The organism is Patulibacter americanus DSM 16676, assembly GCF_000420025.1.
Taxonomy (GTDB): Bacteria; Actinomycetota; Thermoleophilia; order Solirubrobacterales; family Solirubrobacteraceae; genus Patulibacter; species Patulibacter americanus.
The window spans coordinates 483,469-504,074 of record NZ_ATUD01000001.1 but is presented as its reverse complement, the minus strand read 5'-3'; the positions used below and the strand labels follow the sequence as shown (position 1 = coordinate 504,074).

At 75.7% G+C, this 20,606-nt stretch carries 24 protein-coding genes; 13 read left to right on the top strand and 11 right to left on the bottom strand.

All coding sequences use genetic code 11. The features are described from left to right. Positions 1–54: 54 nt before the first annotated feature. From F593_RS27675 to F593_RS0102415, 3 genes are all read right to left on the bottom strand, one after another. Entirely contained in the window at positions 55–1,248 is a 1,194-nt protein-coding gene (locus F593_RS27675) for a dihydrolipoamide acetyltransferase family protein (protein ID WP_022927170.1), read from the bottom strand. Positions 1,249–1,480: 232 nt separating this feature from the next. Then, positions 1,481–1,978, bottom strand: a complete 498-nt coding sequence (locus F593_RS0102420; protein WP_022927169.1) for a hypothetical protein — start codon at positions 1,976–1,978, stop codon at positions 1,481–1,483. A 159-nt stretch (positions 1,979–2,137) separates the two neighbouring features. After that, on the bottom strand, positions 2,138–2,677 hold the full coding sequence (locus F593_RS0102415; RefSeq protein WP_022927168.1) for a YfcE family phosphodiesterase: 540 nt from the start codon (positions 2,675–2,677) through the stop codon (positions 2,138–2,140). Positions 2,678–2,794: 117 nt separating this feature from the next. Here F593_RS0102415 and F593_RS0102410 point away from each other — a divergent pair, with 117 nt between their 5' ends. Further along, positions 2,795–3,046: a hypothetical protein gene (locus F593_RS0102410; RefSeq protein WP_022927167.1), complete on the top strand. Its 252-nt coding sequence runs from the start codon at positions 2,795–2,797 to the stop codon at positions 3,044–3,046. An 82-nt stretch (positions 3,047–3,128) separates the two neighbouring features. Here the strand turns inward: F593_RS0102410 and F593_RS0102405 are convergent, their stop codons facing one another. The 4 genes from F593_RS0102405 to F593_RS0102390 all read right to left on the bottom strand — a co-directional run bounded on the left by F593_RS0102405 (position 3,129) and on the right by F593_RS0102390 (position 6,908). Then, the gene (locus tag F593_RS0102405) at positions 3,129–3,797 is read right to left on the bottom strand and encodes a DsbA family protein (RefSeq protein ID WP_022927166.1); all 669 of its coding nucleotides are present in this window, start codon (positions 3,795–3,797) and stop codon (positions 3,129–3,131) included. 9 nt (positions 3,798–3,806) lie between these two features. Beyond that, positions 3,807–5,186 carry a dihydrolipoyl dehydrogenase gene (gene lpdA, locus F593_RS0102400; RefSeq protein WP_022927165.1) on the bottom strand — a complete coding sequence of 460 codons (1,380 nt, stop codon included), beginning with the start codon at positions 5,184–5,186 and terminating at the stop codon, positions 3,807–3,809. Between the two features lie 180 nt (positions 5,187–5,366). Then, positions 5,367–5,984 (bottom strand): hypothetical protein, encoded by a 618-nt coding sequence (locus F593_RS0102395; RefSeq protein ID WP_022927164.1) that lies wholly within the window; start codon positions 5,982–5,984, stop codon positions 5,367–5,369. 180 nt (positions 5,985–6,164) lie between these two features. After that, positions 6,165–6,908: a thiamine phosphate synthase gene (locus F593_RS0102390; protein WP_022927163.1), complete on the bottom strand. Its 744-nt coding sequence runs from the start codon at positions 6,906–6,908 to the stop codon at positions 6,165–6,167. Positions 6,909–6,947: 39 nt separating this feature from the next. Here F593_RS0102390 and F593_RS0102385 point away from each other — a divergent pair, with 39 nt between their 5' ends. The 3 genes from F593_RS0102385 to thiS all read left to right on the top strand — a co-directional run bounded on the left by F593_RS0102385 (position 6,948) and on the right by thiS (position 8,942). Further along, on the top strand, positions 6,948–7,358 hold the full coding sequence (locus tag F593_RS0102385) for a (R)-mandelonitrile lyase (protein WP_022927162.1): 411 nt from the start codon (positions 6,948–6,950) through the stop codon (positions 7,356–7,358). 118 nt (positions 7,359–7,476) lie between these two features. After that, positions 7,477–8,748 carry a glycine oxidase ThiO gene (gene thiO / locus F593_RS21860; protein WP_084629395.1) on the top strand — a complete coding sequence of 424 codons (1,272 nt, stop codon included), beginning with the start codon at positions 7,477–7,479 and terminating at the stop codon, positions 8,746–8,748. Beyond that, positions 8,733–8,942: a sulfur carrier protein ThiS gene (thiS, locus tag F593_RS0102375; RefSeq protein WP_022927160.1), complete on the top strand. Its 210-nt coding sequence runs from the start codon at positions 8,733–8,735 to the stop codon at positions 8,940–8,942. Before thiO ends, thiS begins: the two co-directional genes overlap by 16 nt. Before the next feature lie 32 nt (positions 8,943–8,974). Here thiS and F593_RS21855 read toward each other — a convergent pair whose 3' ends face one another. Both F593_RS21855 and F593_RS21850 read right to left on the bottom strand, forming a co-directional pair. Then, positions 8,975–9,970, bottom strand: coding sequence for a M48 family metallopeptidase (locus F593_RS21855; RefSeq protein WP_022927159.1), 996 nt, complete (start codon positions 9,968–9,970; stop codon positions 8,975–8,977). Further along, positions 9,967–11,484, bottom strand: a complete 1,518-nt coding sequence (locus tag F593_RS21850; protein WP_022927158.1) for an aminotransferase class I/II-fold pyridoxal phosphate-dependent enzyme — start codon at positions 11,482–11,484, stop codon at positions 9,967–9,969. The genes F593_RS21855 and F593_RS21850 overlap by 4 nt, the downstream gene beginning before the upstream one ends. A 363-nt stretch (positions 11,485–11,847) precedes the next feature. Between F593_RS21850 and F593_RS27670 the strand changes: the two genes are divergently transcribed. The 5 genes from F593_RS27670 to F593_RS0102340 all read left to right on the top strand — a co-directional run bounded on the left by F593_RS27670 (position 11,848) and on the right by F593_RS0102340 (position 15,769). Continuing rightward, a complete protein-coding gene (locus F593_RS27670; protein WP_022927157.1) occupies positions 11,848–12,498 on the top strand; it encodes an HAD family hydrolase in 651 nt (216 codons plus the stop codon). Positions 12,499–12,582: 84 nt separating this feature from the next. Beyond that, positions 12,583–13,443 carry a thiazole synthase gene (locus F593_RS0102355; RefSeq protein ID WP_022927156.1) on the top strand — a complete coding sequence of 287 codons (861 nt, stop codon included), beginning with the start codon at positions 12,583–12,585 and terminating at the stop codon, positions 13,441–13,443. Between the two features lie 115 nt (positions 13,444–13,558). Further along, positions 13,559–14,263 carry a trimeric intracellular cation channel family protein gene (locus F593_RS21840; protein ID WP_022927155.1) on the top strand — a complete coding sequence of 235 codons (705 nt, stop codon included), beginning with the start codon at positions 13,559–13,561 and terminating at the stop codon, positions 14,261–14,263. A gap of 8 nt (positions 14,264–14,271) precedes the next feature. After that, positions 14,272–14,760: an ester cyclase gene (locus F593_RS0102345; RefSeq protein WP_022927154.1), complete on the top strand. Its 489-nt coding sequence runs from the start codon at positions 14,272–14,274 to the stop codon at positions 14,758–14,760. A 202-nt stretch (positions 14,761–14,962) separates the two neighbouring features. After that, positions 14,963–15,769 carry a TetR/AcrR family transcriptional regulator gene (locus tag F593_RS0102340; protein WP_157251493.1) on the top strand — a complete coding sequence of 269 codons (807 nt, stop codon included), beginning with the start codon at positions 14,963–14,965 and terminating at the stop codon, positions 15,767–15,769. 1 nt (position 15,770) lies between these two features. Here the strand turns inward: F593_RS0102340 and F593_RS27665 are convergent, their stop codons facing one another. After that, the gene (locus tag F593_RS27665) at positions 15,771–16,226 is read right to left on the bottom strand and encodes a cupredoxin domain-containing protein (protein ID WP_051160373.1); all 456 of its coding nucleotides are present in this window, start codon (positions 16,224–16,226) and stop codon (positions 15,771–15,773) included. After that, complete coding sequence (locus F593_RS0102330) at positions 16,223–17,050, bottom strand: endonuclease/exonuclease/phosphatase family protein (RefSeq protein ID WP_022927152.1); 828 nt, start codon at positions 17,048–17,050, stop codon at positions 16,223–16,225. The genes F593_RS27665 and F593_RS0102330 overlap by 4 nt, the downstream gene beginning before the upstream one ends. A gap of 183 nt (positions 17,051–17,233) precedes the next feature. Here F593_RS0102330 and argF point away from each other — a divergent pair, with 183 nt between their 5' ends. From argF to F593_RS21825, 4 genes are all read left to right on the top strand, one after another. Then, on the top strand, positions 17,234–18,172 hold the full coding sequence (gene argF / locus F593_RS0102325; RefSeq protein WP_022927151.1) for an ornithine carbamoyltransferase: 939 nt from the start codon (positions 17,234–17,236) through the stop codon (positions 18,170–18,172). A 98-nt stretch (positions 18,173–18,270) separates the two neighbouring features. Continuing rightward, complete coding sequence (locus F593_RS0102320) at positions 18,271–18,816, top strand: hypothetical protein (RefSeq protein ID WP_022927150.1); 546 nt, start codon at positions 18,271–18,273, stop codon at positions 18,814–18,816. Between the two features lie 341 nt (positions 18,817–19,157). After that, positions 19,158–19,859, top strand: a complete 702-nt coding sequence (locus F593_RS27660) for a ferritin-like domain-containing protein (RefSeq protein WP_022927149.1) — start codon at positions 19,158–19,160, stop codon at positions 19,857–19,859. 2 nt (positions 19,860–19,861) lie between these two features. After that, positions 19,862–20,590, top strand: coding sequence for a ferritin-like domain-containing protein (locus F593_RS21825; protein WP_051160372.1), 729 nt, complete (start codon positions 19,862–19,864; stop codon positions 20,588–20,590). Positions 20,591–20,606 lie beyond the last annotated feature (16 nt).

Below are 20,606 nucleotides of genomic sequence, written 5' to 3'. Positions count from 1 at the left end.
AGGCCCGTCGCGTCGCAGGCCGGCCCTGGCCGCCGGGCCCGGCCGCGACGCCGCCTACAGGGCGAGGGAGCCGGGGTGCTCGAGCAGCGTGCGCAGCCGGTCGAGGAACGCGGCGGCGTGCGCCCCGTAGATCACCCGGTGGTCGCTGCACAGCGTCGCCGTCATCACGGGCCGCACCGCGGGCGCCCCGTCGACGGCCACGAGCCGGTCCGCCACCGCGCCGACGGCGAGGATCGCGCCCTGGCCGGGCGAGACGATGGCGGTGAAGTGCGCGACGCCGAGCGCCCCGAGGTTGCTGATCGTGAAGGTGCCGCCGGAGAGCTCGCGCGGCGTGACCCGCCCCGCGCGCGCCCGGCTCGCCAGGTCGCGGGTCGTGGCGGCCAGCGCGCCGAGGCCGAGCCGGTCGGCGTCGCGCACGACGGGGACGACGAGCCCGCCGTCGTCGGTCGCCACGGCCACGCCCACGTGGACGGCCTCGTGCTCGACGACCGTGCCGTCGTCGTCCCAGGCGGAGCGGATCCGCGGGTGCTCGCGGAGCGCCAGGGCGCAGGCCTTGACCACGAGGTCGTTCACCGACGGCGTGCGACCGCTGCCCCCGATGGCGCCGACCGTCTTGAGCTCGGCGCGCAGCTCGAGCGCGCGGCCCATGTCGATGTCGACGGCCACCGCGAAGTCGGGGATCGTGGTGCGGCTCTGCGTCATCCGGTCGGCGACGAGGCGCTCGACGCGACTCGGGACCCGGCGGGTGGCACCCTCGGGGACGAGCGCCGCGACGGGGGTCGCTGCGGCGACAGGCGCGTCCGTCGCCGCCGCGGAGGCCGCGCCGGAGGGCTCGGGAGCCGGGCCCGGCTCGGGCGTGGGCTCCGGCGACGGCGACGGGGTCGGCTCCGGAGCGGGGGACGGCTCCGGGGAGGGCCCGGGTTCGGGGGTCCCGGCCTCCGACCGGCTCGTGAGGCCCGGCTCGGGGGCGCCGGGCCCGTCGCCCGCCACGACGTCGACGCCCGAGCCGCGACCGTTCCCGGTCTCGATGCGGGCGATGGCCGTCCCGGCCCGGACGGTGTGGCCGATCGGGGCGACGATGCGCAGCGTGCCGGCGGCCTCGGCGCCGTACGACGTTGTCGCCTTGTCCGTCTCGATCTCGACGATCTCGTCGCCGGGGGAGACCGTGGCCCCGTCGTCGACGAGCCAGGCGACGATCGTGGCTTCCTCCGTCGCGTCGGAGAGGCGCGGCATCAGGACCTCGGGCACCCGCTCCACGCTAGGCGGCCTGCCCGCGCGCGCGGGTCGGCACGCGGGAAGAACCGGACGGCCGAGGGGGCGCCGGACGGGGGGAAGTGCAGGCCGTGCCGGGGACGCGGCCCCGACGGCGCCGCGCGGCGACGGCCGGGGTGGGAGCGCCGGACGGGGGGAAGGGCCCGTCGCGCCGGCGAGGCGGTCGCGACGGCTCCGCGCGGCGACGGCCGGGGTCGGGGCGACCGCTCTAGGCGGCGACGGCGACCCGCGGGAACCGGGCGGTGACGATCCAGCCGGCGGAGGTGCAGCGGGAGACGACGGTGCCGTTCACGCGGGCGACGGGCTCGCGCAGCGCGCACGTCGAGGTGTCGGGCCGGTCCGCGTCGACGCCGCGCCCGGGACGGGGGAGGCTGTAGATCGTGACGGCGAGCTCGCCGTGGTCCTCGCGGACGCGGAGGTCGATGGTGCCGTCGTGCTTCGCGTCGTCGAGGGCGTGGCGGACGACCAGCAGGGCGGCGGAGCCGGTGGCCTCGGGCACGTCGTCGAGCGTGCCGCGCACGCTCACGCGGGTGCGCACGCCGCTGCGCTCGAGACGGTCGAGCAGGGGGCCTGCCGGGCCGATCGGCGTGCCGGCCAGGGTCTCGGACGCGGAGCCGCCGGGGGACGGCGTGACCGCGTCGAGGTCCGTCGGGGCCTGGGAGGGGGTGGACCGGGGGCCGCGGTTGGTGCGGAAGAGTCGTAGCACGGGGTTCTGCCTTCGCTGCGTCGCGGCCCCGGGGGCGGGCCGCACTCTCTGTATCGGTTTCGTGTCAGAAACCTTGAGGGTTCGTATCGCGCGATTCGAAACGCGAATCGGACGCCGAACGGCAACCCCGTCCGGTGCAGGGAGAACGTCCCGACGGGCTCAGGACTCGAGGTCGATGAGCCCGAAGCGGGCCTCACCGCCGACCACGAGCAGCTCGCCCATGGTGTGCACCGGCCACCGTCCGCGGTGGTCCGTCGCGCTGCCGGGGTTGAAGATCTGGAACCCGTCGTCCGCCTGCTCGTGCAGCGGGATGTGGCTGTGGCCGAAGACGACGGCGTCGGCCTCCGGGAACCGGCGTCGCATGCGGTTCAGGCGGCCGGCGCGCGCGCCGGCGTCGTGGATCATCCCGATCCGCACGCCCGCGATCGTGACGGTGAGCTCCTCGGGCAGCAGCCCCGCGAGCTCGCCGTCGTTGTTGCCGAGCACGGCGTGCACCGGCGGACCGATCGCCCGCAGCTCGTCGAGGCCCTCGCGGCTCGTGATGTCGCCGCCGTGGATGATCGCCGTGGCGTCGCGCATGCGGGCGACGATCTCGTCGGCCAGCCGGATGCCGCGGCGGGGGAAGTGCGTGTCGCTGATGATCGCGACGCGCGCATCGGGCGTCCGCTCGGCGACGGAAGGGGAGGGCACCTCGGACACGGTGCTCGAAGGTACCTGCACGGAAGTTGTTGCGGTGTGAACGACACCGCGAGATGGCGCACACGCCACGTCCCGCCCGAGCCGGTGCCGGGGGGCAGATGGGCTAGCCTCGGCTCCGTGCGTCGGGCGCCCATCGAGACCGGGGACATCGTCGAGGTCGACAAGAAGGGTCGCCGGTTCATGGCGCTCGTCATCGGCGTCGAGACCGGCGGCGACGTGCGCATCGAGCCGGTCTGCCGCGGCGTCTCCTGGCGCTCGGCGACCTCGCGCGAGCTCGTCCGCCACTGGAAGAAGGCGGCACGCCGCCGCCGCCAGGCCGACCCGGACGAGCACGAGGAGCAGCTCGACCTCGGGCTGGACCTGGACTGACCGGCGGGTCCGTCGCACCGACGCCCTACCGGCGCTCCACCGCCGCCCTGCCGCCGCGGAGGAGGCCTGCCCGGGCGGGCGCTCAGTCGCCGGCCGCCCGCGGCGCCAGGTGCGCCGCGGCGTCGTCCAGGCCGTCGTCGCCGTGGAAGACCGCGTCGCCCGTCCAGACCGCCGGCGTTCGCAGGACGCCCGCGGCGATCGCACGGTCCGTGGCGTCGTCCAGCGCGCGGGCGATCACGGGCCGCTCGAAGGCCTGGAGGACCGCACGCGGGTGCATCTCGCACGCCGAGGCCGCGAGCAGCACCGGGGTCTCCGTGCTCAGATCGTGGCCGCCCGCGTAGGCCTGGCGGAACGCGGGCAGCGCGAAGGAGACCACGCGGCCGATGCCCTTGGCGTACCACGCGGCCAGAAGTGCCAGCCGGCTGTCGAAGGGGACCTGGGCCGGCCAGCGCAGGGGCTGCAGCCCGCGGTCGGCGGCGGTGCGGGCGATCCGCTCGCGGGCCGCGGCCTCGTCCGTCTCGCAGCGGAACCCGTCCCACGACGAGGAGGGCAGGCGCGCCGAGTCGATCGGCACCCAGGGAGTGGCCACGGGCAGCGTCCGCAGGACGCGCTCGGCCGCGAGGTACGACTCCGGGTCGCGGAAGTCGAAGAAGAAGGCGGGCGGGCCCTCGTCGGCCGGCGCGGGCGGGGGCTCCGGCGCCCCGCCGGGCCACCGCGTCAGCGGCAGGTCCTCGGCGGGGCGGTCGGACACGGCGTGCGCTCAGCCGTGGATGAGCCAGCCGTCGGCCGCGCGCGCGGCCTCCATGACGGCCTCGGAGAGCGTCGGGTGCCCGTGGATCGTGCGGGCGACCTCGGCGTAGCCGCCCTCGAGCGCCTTCACGTTCACGAGCTCCTGGATCATCTCGGTCGCCTTCGCGCCGACGATGTGGCCGCCGAGCAGCTCGCCGTACTTCTTGTCGCCGATGATCTTGATCGTGCCGGACTCGCCGTAGACCGTGGCGCCACCGACGGCGCCGTAGGGGACCTTGCCGACGACGACGTCGTAGCCGGCGTCCTTCGCCTGCTGCTCCGTCAGGCCGAAGGAGCCGACGTTCGGCTTGCAGAAGGTCGCGCGGGGGATGTCGATGTAGGAGATCGGGTGCGTCTCCTGGCCCGCGATGTCCTCGGCCGCGATGACGCCCTCGTCGGAGGACTTGTGCGCGAGCGCGGGGCCCGGGACGAGGTCGCCGATGGCCCAGACGCCCTTCTTCGACGTGCGCAGGCGCCCGTCGACCTTGATCAGGCCCTTGTCGTCGAGCTCGATGCCGGCGGCGTCGAGGCCGAGCGCCTCGACGTCGGGGGCGCGGCCCGTGGCGATCACGAGGTAGTCCGCCTGGCCCTGCGTCGGCTCGGCGTCGCCCTTGGCGTAGGAGAACGTGACGCCGCTCTCCGTGGTCTGGACGTTCGAGACCTTCGTGCCGACGTGGACGTCGATGCCCTGCTTCTTGAACTCGCGGTTGGCGACGCGGGAGATGTCGACGTCCTCCGAGGGGAGCACGCGGTCGAGGAACTCGAAGAGCTGGACCTGCGAGCCCAGGCGCACGTAGGCCGAGGCGATCTCGGTGCCCGACGCGCCCGCGCCCACGACGGCGATGGAGCCCGGCAGCGTGTCGAGCGCCCAGGCCTCCTCCGTGCCGATGACGTTCCCGCCGTACTCCACGCCGGGGATCGCGCGGCGGACGGAGCCCGTCGCGATGATCACGCCCTTGCTGGCCGTGTGGGTCTCACCGTTCACGACGACGTTGCCGTCCGCGTCGAGCTTGCCCTCGCCCTCGAGGTACTCGATGCCGTTCTTCTTGAACAGCCCGGCGACGCCGGAGGTCAGCTGGTCGATGACCTTGCGGCGGCGCGCGGCGACCTTCGGGAAGTCGACGGAGACCTCGGGGATGACGAGGCCGAACTCGTCGCCGTCCTTCGCCTCCGTGAGGACGTCCGCGGTGCGCAGGACGGCCTTCGCCGGGATGCACGCGTAGTTCAGGCACCGCCCGCCGACGGTGTCCTTCTCCACCACCGCGGTCTTCTGACCGAGCTGCGCCGCACGGATGGCGGCGACGTAGCCGCCGGGTCCGGAGCCGATGACGATGGTGTCGTACTGAGCCATTGGTGACGTCTTCCTGCGTCGCTTACGAAGTCGCCCTTGCGACCCTACCGATCCGCCCCGGATCGGCCGTTGCGGTGGGGGGTTTGCGCACGACGGCGTGCAACGCGACGCGCGGCCGGCCACGGCCGGTGGCCCACGCGGCGGACCCTGCGGGCCGGGGCCGCGGCCGCGCGGCGGGGCTCAGCGGCCGTCGACGTCGGGCGGGACGTCGACGGGGAGCGTGCCGCGGCGGATGTGCTCCGCCTTCTGCACGCGGGCCAGCACGTTGATCATGCGGTAGAAGATCGCGCCGCTGACCAGCGCGCTGGCGACCAGCAGCAGCGCGACGAGCAGGTCGGGCATGAGCGCGGCGGCGAGGATCGTGAACACGCACGCGAGCGCGAGGATCGTCTGCGTGCCGAGGATCGCCCAGGCCTTGAGCTGCCAGGTGCCGACGATCGCCATCACGATGATCACGAGGACGAGCGCGTTCGAGCCCCGCTGGGCGGCGACGCCCTTGCCGTCGGCGGTGATGAGCGAGTAGACGATGCTGGCGCACGCGACGAGCAGCCACGCGCACGCGACGAGCACGATGCCGGGGCGGTTCGCCGTCGAGATCGGCTGGAGTGCCTCGCGGGCGGCGATGTTCTTCTGCTCCGCCTTCGCGTAGCCGCGGCGCATGGCGTCGCGGCCGCCGGCCTCCTCGGCTGAACGCTCGGGAGCGGCGGCGGGGGAGGCGCCGGACTCCGGGGCCGAGGCCGCGGGCCGGGCCGCCGGGGCGGTCGGACGCTGCTTCCTCTTGCGCTTGCGGTCGGCCATCGGCCCCATCATGCCGTGCGTGCGGCCGGGACGACGCACGGGCCGCGCGGGGCAGTATGAGAATGACAAGCAGACCGAGCATTCTCATACTGCGCGCGGGGACGGGCATGGCCTGACCCCGGCGCCCGCGTCCGCCCCCGCGGGCGGCTCCGGACCGTGGCAGGGGGTGCCCCCGGCGGCTCAGCGGCGGCGGGCGTCGACCGCATGCCGCAGGAGGGCGGCGGCGGCGCGGGGGTCGTCGGCGTCGGCGATGGCGCGCACGACCGCGACGCGCGGGGCGCCGGCGTCGAGGACCGCGCCGATCGTGGTGGTGTCGATCCCGCCGATGGCCACGAAGGGGAGCCCGCCGGTGGAGAGCGTGCGGGCCCCACCCCGAGCGTCTCGGGCCGGATCGCTTCGGACGTCGTCGCGGCTCGGGGCACCCGCGGCGTGCTGCACGAGTGCCGTACCGATCGGTGCGGCCTCGGCCTTCGTCGGCGTCGCGTGGATCGGGCCGACGCCGATGTGGTCGGGGATCGCGAGGACGTTGCCGGTCGGCCCCCCGGCGTGGGCGAGGTCGACCTGCTCGACGGTGTGCGTCGACAGGCCGATCAGCAGGTCGTCGCCCACGATCGCCCGCGCCTCCTCGACCGGCATGTCGCCCTGGCCGACGTGCACCGCGTCGGCCCCGCCGGCCACGGCCAGGTCGGGGCGGTCGTTCAGCACGAGCAGCGTGCCCGTCAGGTCGCACAGCGGGCGCAGGATCCGCAGCGCGGTGACGAGTTCGTCGTCCGTCGCGGTCTTGTCGCGCACCTGCAGCGCGTCGACGCCGCCGGCGATCGCGTGCGTCGCCACGTCGAGCAGCGTCCGCCCGTGCGGCGTCAGGGGCGCGACGAGATACAGGTGGACGGCGGCGAACCGCGCGCGGCGCTCCTCGGGGGTCATGGTCGGGCAGTGTCCTGGAAACCGACCACGGAGAGCACCATGAAGATCACCCGCACCACCGTCGACACCCAGAAGGGTCCGGCCGACTGGTTCACCGGCGACGTCTACATCGACGGCGTCGCCGCGCCGGAGGCGACCTCGACCTTCGCCGCCGCGCTCGTGCATTTCACGCCGGGCGCACGGACGGCGTGGCACACGCATCCCCACGGGCAGACGATCTTCGTCACCGAGGGCGTCGGGCTCTGCCAGCGCGAGGGGGGCGAGGTCGAGACGCTCCGCGCCGGCGACCGCGTGTTCTTCGAGCCGGGCGAGAACCACTGGCACGGCGCCGCCCCGAACCGGTTCATGGCGCACGTGGCGCTGCAGCAGCACGACGACGCGGGCAGCCCGGTCACCTGGGGCCGGCACGTCGAGGACGACGAGTACGGCGCCCCGCGTCGGGAGGCCTGAACGCGGTCGCGAGCTAGGATGGGCCGTGAGCCGCGGGAGCCCCGGAGGGGGTTGAGAGGGGGACCGTCGTCCCCGACCGCCGACGAGCCCCCGGGTCGTGCCGGGGCGCCAGACGCCCGTGACCTCTCCGCCCGCCCCCGCATCCGACCCCGCCCCCGACGTGCTCGTGGTGGGCGCCGGCCTCGCCGGACTGCCCGTGGCGTGGGAGCTCGTCCGCCGCGGGGCGACGGTGCGGATCGTCGACCGCGCCACGCCGGGGCAGGCGACGAGCCGCGTCGCCGCCGGGATGCTCGCGCCCGTCACCGAGGCCGAGCCCGACGACCCCGATCACCTGCTGCTCGGCACCGCCGCCGTGGAGCGCTGGCCGGCCTTCGCCGCGGGTCTGGAGGACGCCTCCGGGATCGCCGTCCCGCTGCACCGCCGCGGCACGCTCGCGCTGGCGCGCGACCGCGACGAGGCCGAGGCGCTCGACCGCTTCGCCCGCGTCTGTACCGGCTTCGGCGTCGCGGTCGAACGCCTGCTGCCGTCCGCGGCGCGCCGGCTCGAGCCCGCTCTCGCGCCCACCCTGCGCGGCGCGCTGTCCGTCCCCGGCGACGCGGCGGTCGACCCCCGGCGGGTCGTCGAGGCGCTCGTGGCCGCGCTCGGCGCTGCGGGTGTCGCGACGACGGTCGGGGACGTGGCGCGCGTGACCCTCGACGGCGGGGACGCGATCGGCTCGGGCTCCCGGGCGACGGGCGTCGGCCTCGCCGACGGCACCGAGCTCCGCGCCGGCGAGGTGGTGCTGGCGACGGGCGCCTGGGGCCTCGAGGGCCTGCCGGCGGCGGCACGCGTGCCGGTGCGGCCGGTGAAGGGGCAGCTCCTCGTGCTGCGCGACCCGTCGGGTCCCGGGCTGGTCGAACGCGTGCTGCGGTTCGGCACGGGCTACGTCGTCCCGCGGGACGACGGCCGCTACGTCCTGGGCGCGACGACGGAGGAGCAGGGCTTCGACACCCAGGTCACGGCGTGGGCGCTCCACGACCTGCTGCGCGACGGCGCGGAGCTCGTGCCCGGGCTGCTCGACCTGGCGGTGGAGGAGACCCTGGCGGGCCTGCGCCCGACGACCCCGGACGGGCTGCCGGCGATCGGCGCCGCCCCCGGGGTCGGGGGCCTGTGGTGGGCGACGGGCCACCACCGCAACGGCGTGCTGCTCGCGTCGCTGACGGGCGCACTGCTGGCGGACGCGCTGACCGGGGCCGACACGACGGTCGGGACCGATGCGACGGTCAGGGCGGACGCGCTGACCGGGGCGGACGCCCCGCGCGACGATCTCGCAACCCTGGTGGACCCGGCGCGGTTCACCCGCACGACGAACGAACACGACGACGGAGACCCCCCATGGCTGAGCTGGTGACGGTGAACGGCGAGGAGCGCCCCGCGGCGGGGAGCACGGTGATCGGCCTCGTGGCCGACCTCGGCCTGCCCGAGGACGGCCGCGGCGTGGCCGTCGCGATCGGGGGCGAGGTCGTCCCGCGCGGGGCCTGGTCGTCCCGCACGCTGCAGGCCGGCGAGCACGTCGAGGTGCTCACCGCCATGCAGGGCGGCTGACCCGGGGGCGTCCCGCGCGGGCCGCCGGCGGCTCAGCCCAGGTTCTTCTGGAGCCAGTCCGAGACGCTCTTCGTGGCGTCCTCGGCCTGGCCGACGACGTCCTTGAACGCGCCCTGGAAGCGCTCCTTGTAGTGCTCGGCGGCGGCCTTGGCCTCGGCCTTCACGTCCGGGTCCTCCTCGCCGCGGCGCGGGTACTCGCCGTCGCGGATGCGCTCGTAGTCGCCGCCCTTGACCCAGTCCATCAGCTCGTGGGCGCGGCGCACGGAGAGCGGGTGCGTCGTGCTCATCTCGAGGTTCATGCGGGTCCAGCGGCCCGGCAGGCTGCGGCTGGCCTTCCCGTAGTCGTCGGCCTGGGCCAGGAACGCGCCCAGGTCGAGCCGGCTGGCGGCCGTGCCGGCCGAGATCGACATCAGCGTGCGGCACACGAGCAGCGGGTCGCGGACGACGAGCGCCGCGATCCGGTCGCACGTCAGCTCGGCGGCGCGGGACCACTCGAGCAGCGCGTTCTGCACCGCCATCAGGGGGAGCGCGGTCGGCAGCGTGCGGCCGAGCATGCCACCGCCCATGTTCAGCAGGATCTGCAGGACGGTGCCGTAGAGGACGTGGTCGCTCAGCACGTGCGCGGCCTCGTGGGCGAAGACGACCCGCTGCTGGTCCGCGTCGAGCTGGTCCAGCAGGCTCGAGTTGACGAGCACGAGCGGGTCCTGCGAGCCGATCGTCGACGCGTTGGCCACCGGGAACGCGGCGAGGTACAGCTCGGGCGTCTTCGGGATGTCGAGGATCGTGTACGCGCTGCGGTGCCGGTCGTAGACCTCGGGCAGCTGGTGCAGCGAGAGCCGCACGGAGGAGGCCAGCAGGCTCTGGCGCAGCGCCCGCTCGTAGCCCAGCTCGATGAGCTTGCGGGCGACGGTGTTCACGCCGGGGATGGTCTTCAGCGCGGCGGTCGCGGCGCGATCGGCGGGGTGCCGCAGCACCCGCTCGTCGATCTGCTTCAGCCGGTAGCCGAGGACGGGGAGGTCGTCGCTCATGCCCGCAGGCTATCCCCCGTGTCGAATCCGGCCGGCAGGACCCGGATCGTGCGCAGCTCCGGGTCGGCCGCGCCGTGCAGGCGGGCGCCCGCGTCGACGAGCGCACGCAGGTACGCCACGATCGGCTCCGTGACCCGCTCGCCGGGCAGCAGCGCGGGGATCCCGGGCGGGTAGCCGGCGATGGACTCCGCGGCGATCCGGCCCTCGCGGGCGGCCTGGTCGGCGTCGACGGTCTCACCGCGGCCGAGGAACGCGTCGCGCGGCGGCACGACGGGCTCCGCGTCGGGCACGCGCGGGGCCTGCAGCGTCTCGCCCTCGCCGGCGGGGCGGCGCAGGCGGGCGGCGATCTCGTCGAGGTCGCCGCCGATCCGCTCGAGCGCGACGGGGTCCTCGCCCATGCCGATCAGCAGCACGACGACCGCGTGGGTGGCGAGCTCGACGTTGACGTCGTAGCGCTGACGCAGCGCGTCGGCGACGTCGTAGCCCGTGCGGCCGATGCCTCGGACGTCGACCACGACCCGCAACGGGTCCCAGCCGCCGACGCTGGGCATGTCCCGCACGTCGCCGTCGAGGACGTCGAGCCCCTGCGTGCGGCGGATCTTCGCGTGCAGCGTGGCGATGGAGGCGATCGTCTCGTGCAGGAGCGCCTCGCCGTGCACGGCGATCTGGCGGCGCGCGGCGTCGAGCGAGCCCATCAGCAGCGACGACGGCGAGGTCGAGCGCAGCAGGCGCAGCGTGCGCGCGACGTCGGCGACGGACACCCGCCCCGTGTCGGCGATGTGGAGCATCGCGCTCTGGGTGAGCGAGCCGGCGATCTTGTGGGTGCTGGTCAGGACGGCGTCGGCGCCCAGGCGCAGCGCGCTCTCGGGGACCCCCGGGTGGAACCCGAAGTGCGGGCCCCACGACTGGTCGACGACCAGCGGGACCCCGGCCTCGTGGGCGACCTCGGCCAGTGCGGTCACGTCGGCCGCGATGCCGTAGTAGGTGGGGGAGACGACGAACGCCGCGGCGGCGTCGGGCGTCGCGGCCAGCGCGGCTCGCAGCGCGTGCGGGTGCACCGCCAGCGCCATGCCGAGATCCTCGTCGTACTCCGGGGCGACGAAGCTCGGCGTGCCGCCCGAGAGCACCAGGCCGTCGACGATGGACGCGTGCGAGTTGCGCTGCACCACGACGTGCGCGCCCTGCGGCGCGAGCGCGAGCGTCAGCGCGTGGTTGCCCTGCGTGGCGCCGTTCGTGAGGAAGAACGTGCGCGCGGCGCCGTGGGCCTCGGCGGCCAGCGTCTCCGCCCGCTCGTACGGCGTGGGGGAGGGGCCGGCGTCGACGCCGTGGATGTCCTGCGGGATGTCGAGCGCCAGCGCCCGCTCCCCGATGCCGTACCGCAGCGCGGGATCGGCGCCGCTCCCGCCCTTGTGGCCGGGGACGTGGAACCGCGACGGGCCGCGCAGCCCGTAGGCGACGACGGCATCGAGGTAGGGGGCGACGGGCTGCGGATCGGCGGGCGGGGAGTCGGTCATGGCGTGAGGGGTGGTGCGGGTGAGGGCCGAGGCGCGCTGCGGGCGAGAACGTGGTCCGCAGCCCGCAGGGTTGCCGTCCTGGCCGGACGGGCCGCCACGGTGAGGGCCGCGGCGCCTCCCAGGATGCCCGACGGGACGGGTGTCAGACGCCGTCGTGCCAGCCGCTGCGCTCGAACCGGTCGCGAAGCTCGCGTCGCGTAGGTCTCTGCGCCCGAAGCGCACACGCTTCTGGGCGGTATGTCTCAGGGACATAGTCCATGTCTCTCAGGACATACCGCCGCAACGCGTGTGCGCTTCGGCTGCGGCATGGCCCGTGCGGTCCCGGGACGGCCCGCCCGCCGACCCGTCCGCCACCATGGGCCCGTGCCGACCCTCGACGGCCGCGAGATCCGCGGGCTCACCATCGACGCCATGGGCTGCCTCGTCACGCTGGACGATCCCGTGCCCGCCCTGGGTCGGCTTGTCGCGGGGCGCGGGGAGCCGCGCGAGCCCGCGGCGCTCAAGGCGGCGCTGAAGGCGGAGATCACCTACTACCGCGCCCACCACGCCGGGGCGCGGGACGCCGCGCAGATGCGGGCGCTGCAGGAGACGTGCGCCCGGCTCGTGGCGGACGAGCTCGCACTGGGTACCGCGGTGGACGACGCGTTCGTGGACGGCTTCCTCGCGTGCCTCGCCTTCCGCGTCCTCCCCGGGGTGGTCGACGCGCTCGAGGTGGTGCGAGCCGCCGGGATCCCCGCCGTCGTCGTGTCGAACTGGGACTGGGGGCTGCCCGCCCACCTCGAGCCACTCGGGCTCGCGAGGTACTTCGCGGGCGTCGTCACCTCGGGCGGCGTGGGCGTGGCCAAGCCGGACCCGCGGATCTTCGTCCCCGCGCTCGAGATCCTGGGCCTCCCGGCCGCGCAGGTCGCGCACCTGGGCGACGAGGACGTCGACCGCGACGGCGCGGCCGCCGCCGGCCTCGCGTTCCTCGAGCCGCCCGTGGCGACCCTGCCGGAGCGGCTCGGGCTCGCGTAGCGGCGGCGCGGCGCGGCGCCGCGGACCGCGCGCGGCGAGCGCAACGCGCCGGTCGGCATCGCGCCGCCGTCTACCCTGACCGTGATGTCCTCGTCCGTCGACGCCGCCTCCGCCCCGCACGCGCCCACCGCTCCGTCGGCCGCGCCCACCGACCGGCTCGCCCCGGCCGCCGATCCGCTCACGATCGCCGACCGCACGTTCGCCTCACGGCTGCTGCTCGGTACGGGCGGGTTCAGCCGGATGCGCACGCTCGAGGAGGCCGTCGCGGCGTCCGGTACGGAGCTCGTCACGCTCGCGCTGCGACGCGCGGGATCGGGCGGGACGGACATCGAGGGCTCGCTCGTCGACGCGCTCAACCGCGCCGGCGTCGCCCTGCTGCCGAACACCGCGGGCTGCTTCACCGCGCGCGACGCGGTGCTGACGGCCAAGCTCGCCCGCGAGGCGTTCGGCACGGAGTGGATCAAGCTCGAGGTCATCGGCGACGACCGCACGCTGCTGCCCGACGCCGTCGAGCTGCTCGCGGCGGCCGAGGAGCTCGTCGCCGACGGGTTCGTCGTCCTGCCCTACACGAACGACGACCCGATCCTGGCCCGCCGGCTGCAGGACGTCGGCTGCGCGGCCGTGATGCCGCTGGGGTCGCCGATCGGCTCCGGGCTAGGTATCCGCAACCCGCACAACATCGAGCTGATCGTGGAGCGCGCCGAGGTGCCCGTGATCCTCGACGCGGGGATCGGCACCGCCTCCGAGGCCGCCCTGGCGCTCGAGCTGGGCTGCGACGCCGTCCTCTGCGCCACCGCCATCAGTCGCGCCGAGGACCCGGCGCGGATGGCGCGCGCGATCCGCCTGGGCGTCGAGGCCGGCCGCCTGGCGCGCACCGCCGGCCGCATCCCACGCCGCACCCACGCGCTGCCGTCCACCCCCGTCGCGGGCACCCCCGAGCTGTGATCCGTCCCGTCGCCCACGTTCCGGTCGTGGGGTGCGTTCGTCCCGCCGCCCGTGTTCCGGTCGTGGGTTGCGCCCGGGCCGCAGGCCGCACCCCGGTCGCGGGCCGACCACGGCGATGACCGCCCTGCTCGCGACGACCGTCGCCGTCCCGCTGTGGCTCGACCTCGCCGCCGTGGCCGTCGGCACGGTCTTCGGCGCGCTCGTGGCCGTCCGCCGCGACCTCGACGTCACGGGCGTGCTCGGTCTGGGCGTGACCGGCGGCCTCGGCGGCGGCGTGGTCCGCGACCTGCTGATCGGGCAGACGCCGCCGATCGCGCTGACCAGCTCCTACTACCTGCCGATGGCGATCGCCACGGCTGCGGTGATGGTCGTCGCGCACCCGCAGGCCCGCCGGCTCGACGACGTGCTGGACGTCTTCGACGCCATCGCGCTCGGGCTGTTCGCCGTCGTCGGCGCGTCGAAGGGGATCGAGGCGGGCGTCGGCCCGGTCGCCGGGGCGGCCGTCGGCGTGATCGCGGCCACCGCGGGCGGCGTGCTCTGCGACGTCCTCAGCGGCCAGCGGCCCTACATCTTCGGTCCGGGACCGATCTACGGGCTGGCGGCCGCGGCGGGGAGCGCGTCCTACGTCGCGGTCGACCGCATCTGGGGCAGCGGCGTCGCGGCGATCGCCATCGCGATCGTGCTCACCGTCGGCCTGCGCCTGCTGGCCGTCTACCGCGGCCTGGCGACCCGGCCGACGACGGAGGCGCGGGCTCGGCGCTGGCGGCGACGCGGCGCCTCGGACCGCGAGCGGGAGCGCGGAGCGGCCGAGGCGGGATGATGGGGCGCATGGAGATCGACGGCGAGGCCCTCCTCGGAAGGGTCCTGCGCACGCTGGGCAGCCGGGACCGCCAGGCGGTCGCGGCGCTCGTCACCCACGACGTCCACTACGAGGACGCGTTCGCCGACGCGCCGCTCCTCGGGCCCGACCGGCTGGCCGACCACCTCACGGCGTTGTGGAGCGCGTTCCCCGACGCCCGCTTCGAGGCGACGGGTCCGCTGCTCCACGACGGCTCGCGCATCGTCGCGATCCCGTTGCGGGTGACGGGCAACCACACGGCCTCCCTCGGGGCGATCCCGGCGAGCGAGCGGTTCCTCCACGTCCACGGGATGCTCGTGCTCGAGCTCGACGCGACCGCCCACCGGGTGCACCGGGCGCGGCTCTTCGCCGACCGCTACGCCGCGTCCGTGCAGCTGGGCGTGCTGCCCGAGTCGGGGACGGTCGGCGACCGTGCGGTCCGGGCGATCCAGGGCTTCGGGCTGCTCTGGGGCCGCTGAGCCGGCCCGGCGCCTCCAGCCGGAAGGCGCGGCCGCCCGTTCTATCGGGTGGACGACCGTTCACGCACATCCGTCCAGCGGGGCGATTCCGTCCCCCCTCCGTCCACGGTCGGTGTACGTTGCCCACGCGCCGGTGCACAGTCGTACCGGTTCCCGTCCCGAAGCTGGTCTCCCCGCCCGCTTCCGCACCCTCGGAGGATCCGTGACCGCGCCCCCCAGCCAGCATGGTCGACCCGTCACACCCGCCCCCGCCCCGGGGTCCCTGGCGGTCCTGACCCCATCGACGGATCGCGCCGCCGAGGCGGTGCCGCCGCCGCCCCCGGACCTCGCGCCGCCGACGCCGCGCCGGGGCGCGGGCGCCGACGGGCGGGCCCGCATCCTGCAGGCCGTCGTCGACGCGGCCGTCGCCGGCCGGCTGCACCGCACGTCGGTGGTCGAGCTGTGCCGCGACGCGGGGCTGTCGGAGCGGCGGGCGTTCTACGTGTGGTTCGCCGGCCGGCAGGACGCGTTCCTGGCCGCGTGCCTCGAGGCCGACGCCGCGCTGCGGACGCGCATCGAGCAGGCCTACGTCCAGACGCCCGGCGGCAACGCGACCGCGCGGGCCCGGGCCTGCGTCGCCGCGATCGTGCGGTTCGTGACGGAGGACCCGCGACGCGCCGAGGCGCTCGTCCTCCACGGCCACGCGGCCGGGCCGGACCTGGCGATCGCGCGGGAGCGCACGATGCGCTGGCTGGGTGCGCTGGTGCAGCACGCCACCCGGCGGCTGCCGGCCCCCACGGCCGGCCGCGAGCTGGTGACGCAGATGGCGCTCGGCGGCATCAACGAGATCGTCCTCTCGCGCCTGGCGGCGGGGCGGCCGCACGACCTGCCCGGCGACGTCGACCGCATGGTCGGCCTGCTGCTGCAGCCCTACTCGCCGGTGGGGGGCGTGGCGCCGCCCGCCGGGGCGTCCTCCCGGTCGGCGTCCGTCCCCGTGCTGCGGGCGGTCCCGGCGGGGGTCGTGGCCTGACTCAGGCCACGACCTCGAGCGTGCCGACCATGCCGGGATGGACGGAGCAGTCGTACTCCACCGTCCCGGCGGTCTTCGGCGTGTACTCGTAGGTCCCGCCCTCGCCGAACAGGGCGGACTGGAACTTCGCGCCCTCGAGTGCCCGCACGTCGTGCTGGATGCTCTCGGCGTTCGTCCACACGACGGTCTGCCCGACCTTCACGGTCACGACCTTCGGCACGAACTGGATGTCCTTCATCGCCACCGCGACGGCGTCGGCGTCGGCTGCCGTCGTCGTCGGCTGCGTCTCGGTCTCCGTCGTCGTCTCCTCCGGCTCGACGGCCGAGGTGGCCGGTGCCGTCGTCGCCGCGCCGCCGTCGTCCGAGCCGCAGCCGACGAGCGTCAGGCCGAGGACGCCCACCGCCGCCAGGCCGAGGAAAGACCGACGGGTGGTGGGATCGGGCTGCGGGGCGCTCATGGGGCGATGGTAGCCGCCGGCGTGACGGCGACCGCGAGGGCGGCGTGGTCGGAGAGCGCCCCGCGCTCGGGCCGTCGGGAGTCGCCCGCGGCGACGATCCCCCGACCGGTCACGTGGTCCGGCCCGCTCGAAGCGATCCGGCTCCAGCCCGCGGGCAGCGCGGGGGGAACCGCCTCGCGGGGGAGGTTGAGGTCGCCGCCGAGGAGCAGCGGCGGGACGGCACCCGCCGTCCCCGTCCGCGCGTCCACCCCGGCTGCTCCGCCCCGGCCGTCGTCGGCGCCGTCCGGCCCGTGGCGCCGTCCGTCGGCCGCCCAGCGGTCGAGCGCGTCGGCCGACGCGTGCAGGTCGGTGAGCGGGTGGACGAGCCCGGGACCGCCGTCCCAGGCCCCCTTCTGCCCGTGCACGTTGCCGATCCACGCGCCGTGGAACGGCCCACGCGCAGGGTCGACGAGCCGCACCGCGTGCACCCAGCGGCGCTCGGGTCGCAGCCGCAGACGCCGGCGGGCGTGGGCGTCGTAGCTCAGCCCGCCGCGCAGCAGGATCGCGTTGGCGCCACCGCCGTTGGCCTTCAGCAGGTCGGGGCGCCGCGACGACAGCGCCCGGCGGACGGGCAGCAGCCCGTTGCGCGAGGTGCGCACCCGGGCGAACACCACGTCGTCACCGCAGGCGCGGGCCAGCAGCGGGGGCCACCACGGCGGAACCTCCTGGAGCAGCGCGACGTCCCACTCCCAGCCCGCGAGCGTGGTGGCGAACTCGTGGAGCAGCGGCCGACCCGCCGGCGGGACCGCACGACCGTGGAAGAGGTTCCAGGAGACGACGCGCACGACCCGATCCTGACGCACGGGCGGGCCGCGGTCACTCCGCGGGGCCACCCGGCGCGGCGTCGGCGCGGTCCCACGCCTCGCGGTACGTCCGCGCGAGCCACCGGTCGAGGCGGCGACGTCGCCCGTCCGGTCGCCCCGTTGCGGCGCCGGCCCCTCGGCGGACGGACGGATAGATTCGCGCGGGTGACCACCACGCGCCACCTGCTGACGGGGACCGAGCTGTCCCGCCCCGAGCTCCTGGCGGTCCTGCGACGTGCGCACGAGCTGAAGGCGCAGGCCCCCGCCGACGGTCTGCCGCACCCCCACAGCCTGGACGGGCGCTCCGTCGCGCTCATCTTCCACAAGCCGTCGACGCGCACGCGCATCTCGATGGAGGTCGGCGTGCGCGAGCTCGGGGCGCACCCGCTCATCCTGCGCCCGGACGAGATGCAGCTGTCCCGCGGCGAGTCGGTGAAGGACACCGCGCGCGTGCTCTCGCGCCACGTCGCGGCGGTCGGGATCCGCACGACCGCCGACGCGCTGCTCGAGGAGCTCGCCGCGGAGGGCACGATCCCGGTGGTCAACCTGCTCACGGACGGCCACCACCCCTGCCAGGTCGCGGCCGACCTCATGACGCTGCAGGAGGCGTTCCCGGACCGCCTGGCCGACGACGGCGGGTTCGACGACCTGCACCTGGCCTACGTCGGCGACGGCAACAACATGGCCCGCTCCCTGGCGCTCATGGGCGCGATCGGCGGGCTGCGGGTCACCGTCGTCTCGCCCGAGGGCTACACGTTGGGGCCGGGCGAGACGACGGCCACGCTGAGCAGCGACCCGCAGACGGGCGTCGCGGGGGCGGACGTGCTCTACGCCGACGTCTGGGTCTCCATGGGCGACGAGGACAGCGACGAGCGCCGCGCCGCGCTGCAGGGCTACGGCATCGACGACGCCCTGCTCGACGCCGCCGCGCCGGGAGCGATCGCGCTGCACTGCCTGCCCGCCCACCCGGGGGAGGAGATCACCGAGGACGTCCTCTACGGGGCACGCCAGCGCATCTGGGACCAGGTCGAGAACCGCCGCCACGCCCAGAAGGCCCTGCTGGAGTGGGTCCTGCGCGCGGGGCCGTTCGCCGACGACGCCTGAACGCCGGCCCGCGGTCGGACCGGTCGTCGACCGGATCCGGCCCGGGCGGTGGGATAGGCTCGCCCCGGCGGTCCCACACCCTGCGACGCGGTGGAGCGATGAACGACGGCACCCAAGAGGACCCGGCAGGCGTCGGCGGCCGGGAGGAGCGCGACGAGGCGCTGCTCTCCCAGCTCGCCAGCTTGCGCAAGGCGCTGGCCCAGAGCGTGGTCGTGACGGGCGAGCGGGTGCAGGAGACGGTGGAGGACGCCGTCCGTCGGGGCCGGATGACGCGGCGCGACGCGCAGGAGCTCGCCTCGGCCATCCTCGCCGCGAGCCGCCGGCAGACGGACGAGATCCGCCAGCAGCTCGAGGCGCTCCTGGAGCGCGGGCCGCGGCTCGTCCGTCGCGACGGCGAGGACGCCGAGTCCGTGAGCATCCCGATCGAGCACGAGGACGCCGCGGGCACGACCGTGGCGAGCGCCCCCGCCCCGTCCGTCCCCCTGCCGATCACGGGCTACGACGACCTGACCGCGGTCCTCGTCCGCAAGAGCCTCGCGGGCCTCTCGGCCGCCGAGCTGCGGGCGGTGCGCGACCACGAGGCCGCGCACGCGAACCGCAAGACCGTGCTGCAGGCGGTCGACCGGCTGCTCGCCGCGCGCTGAGCGCGCGGCCCGTCGCCCTCGTGGGGCCCGGTGCCGAAGCGCCGGGCCCCACGTCCGCGCATCCCTCAATGCGCGGGGGCGTTCGGGTCCCTCGTCACCGCCAGCCCTCACACGGGCGATGACGTCGTAATACGCGGGGAAGTCCTTGGCGTCGGCCGCACCCGCGGGGCACGTCGACGATCTTCGGCACCCCGAAGGACGGGGCCTGGCTGACCCTATACGAGGTCGACGCGCGCGCCAACCCCGGAAGTGGCCCGGGGCCACCCCGTCGGCGGGTACGCTCGCGCAGGAGCGGCGTCCCCCGGCGCGGCGGACCGCAGTCACCCGACGCAGGAGCCCCCATGACGGAACCACCGACCCTCGAGCAGATCGATCGCGAGGGCGCCCTGCGGGACGCGGCGGAGGCGGCGGGCGTCGACCGCCGCGTGTTCGTCCGCACGGCCGCGGGCACGGCCCTCGGCGCCGGCATCTTCGGCCTCCCGACGCTGGCCGACGCCCGGATCTCGAGCCGCGCCTCGCGCAGGAACGACCTGCGGATCCTGAACTTCGCCCTGCTGCTCGAGTACCTCGAGGCGTCCTTCTACCAGGCGGCCCTGTTCGTCAACGACTTCGAGCGCCCGGACGTCACCCGGTTCGCCCAGGCGGCGGGGGACCACGAGGCGCAGCACGTCGCGTTCCTCCAGGCGACCCTCGACGGCAGGCGCGTCGCGAAGCCGACGTTCGCCTTCGGCGACGCGATCTCCCCGGCGCGGTTCCTCACCGTCGCGGTGGCGCTCGAGGACACCGGCGTCGGCGCGTACCTCGCGCAGGGGCCGCGGCTGCGTTCGCGCGAGCTGATCACGGCGGTCGACCGCATCCTCACCGTCGAATCGCGCCACGCCTCCTGGGCGCGGTTCCTCGCCGGCGGCTCGGCCGCGGACGCGCCGGACGCCGCGCTCCCCGCCCCGGCCGCGCTCGAGGCCCCGCGCGACCAGGCGACGGTCCTCGCCACGGTCGGCGCCACCGGGTTCGTCACGTCCGCCATCCCGACCGACCGGATCTGATCGTGTCGACCGAGCACCGTCCCGTGACCATCGACGAGCTGGACCGCAGCGGCGGGCTGCGCGAGGCCGCGGAGGCCGCCGGCGTCGACCGCCGCGTGTTCCTCGGCCGCGCCGGCGCCGTGGGGGCGGGCGCGGCCGGCGCGGTCCTCGGCCTGCCGACGCTCGCCGACGCCGCGATCTCCTCGCGGCCGTCGCGCCGCAACGACGTGCGGATCCTGAACTTCGCGCTGACGCTGGAGCACCTCGACACCGCGTTCTACACCGCGGCCCTCGCGGCGAACGACCTGCCGAACGCGGCCTACGTGCGCTTCGCCCAGGTCGCCCGGGCACACGAGGCCCAGCACGTCACGACGCTGCAGGCGCTGCTGGGCGCCCAGGCCGTCGCCGCCCCGGCGTTCGACTTCGGCGACGCCGTGTCCCGCGCGCGCTTCCCCGCCGTGGCCCAGCTCCTCGAGGACACCGCGGTCGAGGCGTTCGCCGGGCAGGGCGCCCGGATCCACCGGCGCGGCGCGCTCAAGGTGGCGCTGGCGATGCAGTCCGTCGAGGCCCGCCACGCCTCGTGGATCCGCAGCCTGAACGTCTCGACGACCCCGTACGGCCTGCAGGCGGCGGACGAGGGGGCCCTGCCCGCGCCGCGGGCGTTCGACACCGGCAGGGGCGAGCGCACGATCCTCAGGCGCGTGCAGGCGACGGGGTTCGTGCGCTCGCCGCTCCCGACCGATCAGCTCTAGGCGTCCGACCCGCGGC

Excerpts from the sequence above, each read along its gene's own strand:
- lpdA (WP_022927165.1), bottom strand. The coding sequence starts at position 5,186 with ATGGCTCAGTACGACACCATCGTCATCGGCTCCGGACCCGGCGGCTAC.
- F593_RS0102395 (WP_022927164.1), bottom strand. The coding sequence starts at position 5,984 with ATGGCCGACCGCAAGCGCAAGAGGAAGCAGCGTCCGACCGCCCCGGCG.
- F593_RS0102390 (WP_022927163.1), bottom strand. The coding sequence starts at position 6,908 with ATGACCCCCGAGGAGCGCCGCGCGCGGTTCGCCGCCGTCCACCTGTAT.
- F593_RS0102385 (WP_022927162.1), top strand. The coding sequence starts at position 6,948 with ATGAAGATCACCCGCACCACCGTCGACACCCAGAAGGGTCCGGCCGAC.
- thiS (WP_022927160.1), top strand. The coding sequence starts at position 8,733 with ATGGCTGAGCTGGTGACGGTGAACGGCGAGGAGCGCCCCGCGGCGGGG.
- F593_RS21855 (WP_022927159.1), bottom strand. The coding sequence starts at position 9,970 with ATGAGCGACGACCTCCCCGTCCTCGGCTACCGGCTGAAGCAGATCGAC.
- F593_RS21850 (WP_022927158.1), bottom strand. The coding sequence starts at position 11,484 with ATGACCGACTCCCCGCCCGCCGATCCGCAGCCCGTCGCCCCCTACCTC.
- F593_RS0102355 (WP_022927156.1), top strand. The coding sequence starts at position 12,583 with ATGTCCTCGTCCGTCGACGCCGCCTCCGCCCCGCACGCGCCCACCGCT.
- F593_RS21840 (WP_022927155.1), top strand. The coding sequence starts at position 13,559 with ATGACCGCCCTGCTCGCGACGACCGTCGCCGTCCCGCTGTGGCTCGAC.
- F593_RS0102345 (WP_022927154.1), top strand. The coding sequence starts at position 14,272 with ATGGAGATCGACGGCGAGGCCCTCCTCGGAAGGGTCCTGCGCACGCTG.
- F593_RS27665 (WP_051160373.1), bottom strand. The coding sequence starts at position 16,226 with ATGAGCGCCCCGCAGCCCGATCCCACCACCCGTCGGTCTTTCCTCGGC.
- F593_RS0102320 (WP_022927150.1), top strand. The coding sequence starts at position 18,271 with ATGAACGACGGCACCCAAGAGGACCCGGCAGGCGTCGGCGGCCGGGAG.
- F593_RS27660 (WP_022927149.1), top strand. The coding sequence starts at position 19,158 with ATGACGGAACCACCGACCCTCGAGCAGATCGATCGCGAGGGCGCCCTG.